Origin of the sequence: Brevundimonas terrae (genome assembly GCF_011761985.1) — a bacterium.
GTDB lineage: Bacteria > Pseudomonadota > Alphaproteobacteria > Caulobacterales > Caulobacteraceae > Brevundimonas > Brevundimonas terrae.
Map to the genome: position 1 here is coordinate 359,185 of NZ_JAASQT010000003.1, position 6,713 is coordinate 365,897.

Sequence of the window (6,713 nt, forward strand, 5' to 3'; positions counted from 1 at the left end):
CTGATTAGAGCCCCGTCGTCACGTCGATCGACTGGCCTTCAGCCAGCGTCACGATAGCTTTTTTGATGTCCACGCGACGACCGTTGATACCACGGAAACGCTTGGTCTTGCCCTTTTGAACCAGGGTGTTGACCTTGAGGACGTTGACATTGAACAGGGATTCAACCGCAGCAGCGATTTCGTCCTTGGTCGAGGTACCGGCAACGCGGAACACGACTTTGTTCTGTTCCGACAGGATCGTGGCCTTCTCAGTGATGATCGGGCTCAGGATGGTGTCGTAGTGCTTGGCGGTAGGTTGAGCGGCGGCCATTATGCGGCTTCCTTCTCAGCAAAGCGCGCCTCGATTGCCTCAACGGCAGCCTTGGTCAGCACAAGTTTGTCAGCACGCAGGATGTCATAGACGTTCAGGCCGGCATTCGGCAGCACGTCGATGTGCGGGATGTTACGAGCAGCGAGGCCGAAGTTGGTGTCAACTTCCGGACCAGCGATGATCAGAGCTTTGGTCCAACCCAGCTTGCCGAAGGTCTCGCGCAGCGAGGCCGTCTTGGCTTCCTTGATCGAAACGCTGTCGACGACGATCAGATCGCCGGCTTTAGCTTTCGAGGACAGGGCGTGACGCAGAGCCAGGGCGCGGACTTTTTTCGGCAGCGAGAAGCCATGGTCGCGAACGACCGGACCGAAAGCGCGCGAACCACCAACGAACTGCGGAGCACGGCGCGAACCGTGACGAGCGCCGCCGGTGCCCTTTTGCTTGTACATCTTCTTACCCGTACGAGAATTCTCGTTGCGGGTTTGAACCTTGTGCGTGCCAGCGCGACGCTTGGCAAGCTGCCAGTTGACGTAACGGGCCAGCAGGTCGCCGCGGATGTCGGTGATGCCGAAAACGGCTTCCGACAGTTCCACGTCGCCAGCAGCCTTGCCGTCGAGTTGAATGACAGAGAGTTTCATTACGCTTCACCGCCTTCGCTGGCTTCAACCGCCGGAGCAGCTGCAGCCGACTTAACAGCACCCGGGAACGGGGCTTCAGCCGGACGAGCCTTCTTCACAGCGTCGGTAAGCTTCAGGTAGGTGCCATCGTGGCCCGGGACAGCGCCCTTGACCAGGATCAGACCACGTTCAGCGTCAACACGGACGATGGTGAGGTTCTGCTGGGTGACAGTTTCCTGACCCAGATGACCAGCCATCTTCTTGCCCTTGAACACTTTACCTGGATCTTGGCGTTGCCCCGTCGAACCGTGCGAACGGTGCGAAATCGACACACCGTGCGATGCACGCAGACCGCCGAAGTTCCAGCGCTTCATCGCACCGGCAAAACCTTTACCGATGGTGAGGCCCTGCACGTCGATCTTCTGGCCAGCTACGAAGTGGTCTGCCGAGATTTCGGCACCCACGTCCAGCAGACCATCCTCGTCCACGCGGAACTCGGTGATGTATGCTTTGGGTTCAACTTGAGCCTTCGCGAAAGCTTCGCGTTGCGGCTTGGCCGTATTTTTGGCCTTCTTGGTGCCAGCGCCCATTTGGAGCGCGACGTAACCGTCACGTTCCTTGGTACGCTGACCGACGACTTGGCAGCCGTCGAGCTCGAGTACAGTAACCGGCACGTGTGCACCATCATCGGCGAACACGCGGGTCATACCCAGCTTCTTGGCGATCACGCCCGTGCGCATCGGATCCCGCCTCTTCTTTCTTTAGATCTTGATCTCGACGTCCACGCCAGCCGACAGATCGAGCTTCATCAGCGCGTCTACGGTCTGGGGAGTGGGGTCGACGATGTCGAGCACGCGCTTGTGCGTGCGGATTTCAAACTGCTCGCGCGACTTCTTGTCGACGTGCGGCGAGCGGTTCACGGTAAATTTCTCGATCAGGGTCGGCAGCGGGATCGGACCACGAACGGTCGCGCCCGTGCGCTTGGCGGTGTTAACGATTTCGCGCGTCGAGAAGTCGAGGACGCGATGATCGAAGGCCTTGAGCCTGATGCGGATGCTTTGATCCATATCGGTTGTAATTCCCATGCGGCCGGAGCCGCGTCCCTGTGAACCATTTCAAAGACCGAAGCCTCGGGGTTACCCCCAGGGAACGCAAATCCGCAAAAACGATCGGCCCACGCGGTTACCCGCCTGAGCCGTAAATTCCCAAGAAGCTCTAAAAAGAACAGTAACTTAGGCCGTCCATGCGAACCGCGTCTGCACCCGAAAGTGCACAGCCGGTCCAACAAGAGTGGTGCTTATGCCTGTTGATTCACGCAACGTCAAGCGCTGAATCCCTTGGTACCATTGGCTTTGAGCCGCGCCACCCTGCCCAGGATATCCCCGCCGAAAGAGGTCAAAAAAGTGGCAAGCGCCAACCCAAATCCCCCACCTCAAGAGATAGCCCATCCGCCCCGCAAAAGCCCGTACGAACTCTTCTTAAGTATGGGGCACCCCAAACCGCCCCTGAGTCTCTCTTTGCCCGCCTTGGCCGTTTATCTTTGCTTAACGGCTGTGACCTTCGCGTCCAAAACAAGGCACGCCGCACAGGTTTGCCACATTAAGACGCTGATTAAACACGCCTTTGCCACATTGAGTGACTTTGGCGCAACAAGGCACCCGTCTGTAGCCATTGATGACAAGTTCGTTACAGCGGAACGACATCCGAGCGACTATCTCACCGGTTCCACGCCGCCCTCCCCCGAGAGGCGTGCAAGTCTCAAAAGGACAATAAAAAAATGAAAACCGTTTTCTTCGCTTCGGCCGCTGTCGCCGCTCTGATCGCCGCTCCGGCTATGGCTCAAGACACCGCTGGTTCGTTTGGCCTGTCCTACCAGTACACCGATGCTGACATCGGCATCGCTTCGGGTGTTGAAACCAACACCGTCGTTCTGGACGGCGTTGTTGCTACCCCGGTCTTCGGTGACTGGACTGTAACCTTCGCTGGTAACGGCACCTACAACGACAGCGACATCGTTGCTTTCGACGAAGAAACCACCCTGGGTGGTTCGGTTGCCCTGACCAAGGTTATCGGCACCTACCGCGTTGGTGGCTTCTTCACTGCTGAAGAATTCGCCGGTTCGAGCCTGAACACCTTCGGTGGCGTTGCCCAGAAGTACTTCGACCGCGCAACCCTGACCGGCGTTGCTTCGTACGGCACCGTTCACGACGCTGACATCTGGTCGGTTGAAGCTGACGCTGCTTACTACGCTACCCCGGCTCTGCGCCTGAACGCTGGCGTTTCGTACAAGAACGCTGAACTGATGGGCTTCGACGCTGACGTTCTGGCTGCCAAGATCGGCGCAGAATACCAGTTCGCAGCTTCGCCGTACTCGGCCTTCGCTTCGTACACCTACACCGACTCGGACGACTTCGCTCTTGAAGCCAACGGCATCAAGGTCGGCGTGCGTTACAACTTCGGTGGCGACCTGCAAGCCCGTGACCGCGCTGGCGCTGGTCTGGGTCTGTAAGACCTGTTTCATCCCCTACGGATGAAATGAAGAAGCCCCGGTGGACATCCACCGGGGCTTTTTTCTTTAGGACTGCCGCGCAATGCGGACTTCGCCCGATCCGGCTATCCGTTTGGATACATTGCCGGTCACGCGCTGGATACGGACATCGCCCGATCCCATAATCCCGACCGAGACATCCTGCACCGTCGTGGCAATATCGACATCACCCGATCCGACAATCTGGGCAGACAGATCGCTCACACGTCCACCAGAGACGCTGACGTCACCCGATCCGGCAATTGCGACAGCCACGGGACCGTTCACTTCCTGAACCGTCACATCGCCCGATCCGCCAATCGCCACTTCCAGTGCTTCCACGCGACCGGCGCGCACATCGCCACTGCCGCCAATCGCGACTTTCAGCCTTTGCGCCGAACCGCTCCACACTTGGCCCGATCCGCCGATGCTGATTTCGCTGGCACCGCTGACATTGGCCACAACCCAGTCGCCACAGCCACCGCTACCCAGATCAACCGACTGAGCGCCACGTCCAATCGAACCAAACACAGCGCCCGTGGTGCTGATCTTCACAGTCCTCGGGCCACGCACGACAATCATCGGCGCGTCGGACAAGGCAACACGTTTGCCTTCGATCGTTACACTCGCACCTTCTCCGGGCGAGGACTGTGGCGAACGGCTGCGGCCCGAATGGCATTCATTGATGCGGATCGTATTGCGGCGACCACCAATATTGCCCCGTATCGTGATGTCATTACCCGAGCGGGTCATCTGCAATGGCGGCGTTGCGCCGGTTTCGTTAGAAACCTCGATGGCGATATCACTACGGTCTTCGACAACATAGATCACACGCGCGACCGCGTTCTCGATCTTGACCGACTGCGCCGAAGCACTGCCAGCAACCAACAGAGCCGCAGTGGCGACGCCCATACATACCGTTGTACGAATATTCATGCCCAAGCCTTCCTCGCCGGATTGATCCAATCTGATGAGGTGAAGGTGGGCCAGCGCGACGCAAAAGTCCGCTTACAAGCCCGTAATGACAGCCTTTTAATCTAAAGCGGTCAGGCGCATGCCGTTTTGGGCACTGGCATCCACCACGAATTGGCGCGGAATTTTCACTATATTATTGCCCAGCACCCGCATGCGGCGCAGCGGCAATGATGCCAGCCAGCGCAGAGCCAAACCGGCCCCTGATACCTTATGCATGGAAGGCGGCTTCAAGCCCCGCTCGCGCAGAAAGGCATGGGTATAGAGCGCGCCTGTACGCGCACGGCTTTCCCACGTCTGGTAGTCCATCGACAGGCTCACGCACAGACCATCGACATTCTCGACACGATGCGGCGCATAGAGCGGCCATGCCAGCGCCTCGCCGGGATGCAGTTCGAATACGGCTGCATCCTGCTCGAAAGCCAGATCATAAGGCAGTTCTTCGGTCGTCCGGCGCGCGACAATGCCCTCCATCGCCCGTTCCGGCTGATGGGCTTCGTCCGAAGGATAGACAAACATGCGCTTGATGCCGCGCATGTGGAACAGCACCACACCCGACGCATCGAAATGGTACGGCACGCGCGTACCGGGCGAGGAGATAATCAACTGCCCCGCACGCTTCACCGCTCTCATATCTTCATAGGTCGAAGCGATGTCGCCAAAGGCATCCGAGGCGGCCTCCCAGAATTCGGGCCAGACATCCTCGATGCCGCGCAGGTTGATCCACATGCGGCCCTTGCCAATCGCTTCCAGCAGTTCGGCACCGCTGGATTGCCCGCGCTCGCCAGCCATGAGCGTGACCTGACCGGCCGCATCATAGCTATACTGGTTCACGTCGATCAGTTCGGCCGGATACCTGTCCAGCAGAGCCGCCAGCGCCGCATCGCCACTATAGGCCGACACATCCAGACCATGGGAGTGGACGGTGCTGTTACGCACCGCACCCAGTTGGCGAGGCTCATCCATGCTTCGGGTGTTCATTTACTGGATTCCTTGCGCGCTATCCGGCTCATAAACCCGCGTCCTGCAAGGATGGTGCCGACCATGCGACCTGTCCAGCGTGGCTCAGACGCTTCAATGGCGGCCCAACGGCGTCTTATGCTCACAGCCAGATCCGGTCTTTTGGCTGCAAGACGTACCAAGTCCGTCCAGTCCCCTGCCCCGACGATGGCCTCTACGACCTGTTCACTACGGTTGCAGAAGTATTTTTTGTACGCCTCGCCCGAAAACCCGTAATCGAACTCGTCATAGCCGTCGGTACAAACCTGACGCATGGTTTCCATGCTCAGCCAAATTCCCGGCGAGTATTTTGCGCCGATCTCCAGATAGGCCGGAAACCAGAAATGCCACACCCCATCGGCGTGCAGGCTCAGCTCCATCGCCAACAAGGTGTCGCCCGCCCATAAAGACGCCAGTGACGCCTTGAAGCTGTCATCCCCGTCCAACAGCCGATGCAACAGGCGACGCGTCCATTTCGGCCCGAAGATATCGTGGCGGCCTGTGCGCCGGTACTGCTGGCTCTTCAGGTGGATCAACTGCTCCAGCATGTCATGGTTCGCGCCTTCAATCTGGACACGCATGGGTCCAAAGGCCGCTTCCATCCCGCGACGGCTGCGGGCCTTGTCCTTGAAATACTTGTTGTGCTGGATACGGCGGCCTTCAAACCACATGTCATATCCATCGGGTCCGATGGTCGCCTGACAGGTCGATTGCCTGAGATACCGATCATCGTCGGGACCATTATCCGGCCCGATCCAGCTATTCACGCTCAAGCGTTTTGTGGGCAGCAGCCGCGCCACGTCTTCCAGCGTCACGCGGGTATGCGGATCGCCAATCACCGCATGATAGTCATTCATCGGCGCACCGACCGGATAGGCCGTCCCGCCCCGACGCTGATACGGGAAGAAGCCGATCAGACGGCCAGCTTCATACAGTTTGGCAACCGCGACATCGGAACCTTCGCTGGCCACAGCATCGCTAAAACCGATGTTAAAAAACGGGCTTCGCAGCTGCGGGCGTGCGCCCTGCCACTCTTGCCAAAGCTGGCGTTCATGCGGCGTCAAATCCCTCATCGGGATTGTGACTGCTTCCAGTCCCATAATCTTGCAGGTTCCCCCAACCCGTGAAATCCGAGCTCTTCCTAAAGCCTATTTGCACCCAAAAGCCAAATCCAATGCCGGCGCGCTACATAACAAAACGGCCCCCCGGATTGCTCCGGGGGGCCGTCTTTTAGGCTTAACCCGTGTGGGTCAAATCAAAGCGTTGCTTAGGCAACGATCTTCGAAAC

The 6,713-nt window shown here is 58.7% G+C and carries 8 protein-coding genes; 1 reads left to right on the forward strand and 7 read right to left on the reverse strand.

Translation table 11 applies throughout. The features are described 5' to 3' along the window. Nucleotides 1-4: 4 nt before the first annotated feature. Genes FHS64_RS10205 through rpsJ form a run of 4 tightly spaced genes read right to left on the reverse strand, consistent with a single transcriptional unit; the run spans nucleotide 5 to nucleotide 1,994 of the window. Nucleotides 5-310, reverse strand: coding sequence for a 50S ribosomal protein L23 (locus FHS64_RS10205; protein ID WP_167178091.1), 306 nt, complete (start codon nucleotides 308-310; stop codon nucleotides 5-7). Then, the gene (gene rplD, locus FHS64_RS10210) at nucleotides 310-948 is read right to left on the reverse strand and encodes a 50S ribosomal protein L4 (RefSeq protein WP_167178092.1); all 639 of its coding nucleotides are present in this window, start codon (nucleotides 946-948) and stop codon (nucleotides 310-312) included. The genes FHS64_RS10205 and rplD overlap by 1 nt, the downstream gene beginning before the upstream one ends. Next, complete coding sequence (gene rplC, locus FHS64_RS10215; RefSeq protein WP_167178093.1) at nucleotides 948-1,667, reverse strand: 50S ribosomal protein L3; 720 nt, start codon at nucleotides 1,665-1,667, stop codon at nucleotides 948-950. The genes rplD and rplC overlap by 1 nt, the downstream gene beginning before the upstream one ends. Nucleotides 1,668-1,688: 21 nt before the next feature. Next, a complete protein-coding gene (rpsJ, locus tag FHS64_RS10220) occupies nucleotides 1,689-1,994 on the reverse strand; it encodes a 30S ribosomal protein S10 (protein ID WP_003164367.1) in 306 nt (101 codons plus the stop codon). A 710-nt stretch (nucleotides 1,995-2,704) separates the two neighbouring features. Here rpsJ and FHS64_RS10225 point away from each other — a divergent pair. Continuing rightward, a complete protein-coding gene (locus FHS64_RS10225; RefSeq protein ID WP_167178094.1) occupies nucleotides 2,705-3,436 on the forward strand; it encodes a hypothetical protein in 732 nt (243 codons plus the stop codon). Nucleotides 3,437-3,502: 66 nt separating this feature from the next. On the opposite strand, the gene FHS64_RS10230 is transcribed toward FHS64_RS10225, so the two are convergent. The 3 genes from FHS64_RS10230 to FHS64_RS10240 all read right to left on the reverse strand — a co-directional run bounded on the left by FHS64_RS10230 (nucleotide 3,503) and on the right by FHS64_RS10240 (nucleotide 6,525). Beyond that, the gene (locus tag FHS64_RS10230; RefSeq protein WP_167178095.1) at nucleotides 3,503-4,390 is read right to left on the reverse strand and encodes a GIN domain-containing protein; all 888 of its coding nucleotides are present in this window, start codon (nucleotides 4,388-4,390) and stop codon (nucleotides 3,503-3,505) included. A 96-nt stretch (nucleotides 4,391-4,486) separates the two neighbouring features. Then, entirely contained in the window at nucleotides 4,487-5,407 is a 921-nt protein-coding gene (locus FHS64_RS10235) for a cupin-like domain-containing protein (protein ID WP_243862916.1), read from the reverse strand. Continuing rightward, nucleotides 5,404-6,525, reverse strand: coding sequence for a GNAT family N-acetyltransferase (locus FHS64_RS10240; protein ID WP_167178096.1), 1,122 nt, complete (start codon nucleotides 6,523-6,525; stop codon nucleotides 5,404-5,406). The genes FHS64_RS10235 and FHS64_RS10240 overlap by 4 nt, the downstream gene beginning before the upstream one ends. Nucleotides 6,526-6,713: the final 188 nt, after the last annotated feature.

Bases quoted from the DNA above. Each gene is read 5' to 3' on its own strand.
- FHS64_RS10205 (WP_167178091.1), bottom strand. From the start codon at position 310: ATGGCCGCCGCTCAACCTACCGCCAAGCACTACGACACCATCCTGAGC.
- rplD (WP_167178092.1), bottom strand. From the start codon at position 948: ATGAAACTCTCTGTCATTCAACTCGACGGCAAGGCTGCTGGCGACGTG.
- rplC (WP_167178093.1), bottom strand. From the start codon at position 1,667: ATGCGCACGGGCGTGATCGCCAAGAAGCTGGGTATGACCCGCGTGTTC.
- rpsJ (WP_003164367.1), bottom strand. From the start codon at position 1,994: ATGGATCAAAGCATCCGCATCAGGCTCAAGGCCTTCGATCATCGCGTC.
- FHS64_RS10225 (WP_167178094.1), top strand. From the start codon at position 2,705: ATGAAAACCGTTTTCTTCGCTTCGGCCGCTGTCGCCGCTCTGATCGCC.
- FHS64_RS10230 (WP_167178095.1), bottom strand. From the start codon at position 4,390: ATGAATATTCGTACAACGGTATGTATGGGCGTCGCCACTGCGGCTCTG.
- FHS64_RS10235 (WP_243862916.1), bottom strand. From the start codon at position 5,407: ATGAACACCCGAAGCATGGATGAGCCTCGCCAACTGGGTGCGGTGCGT.
- FHS64_RS10240 (WP_167178096.1), bottom strand. From the start codon at position 6,525: ATGGGACTGGAAGCAGTCACAATCCCGATGAGGGATTTGACGCCGCAT.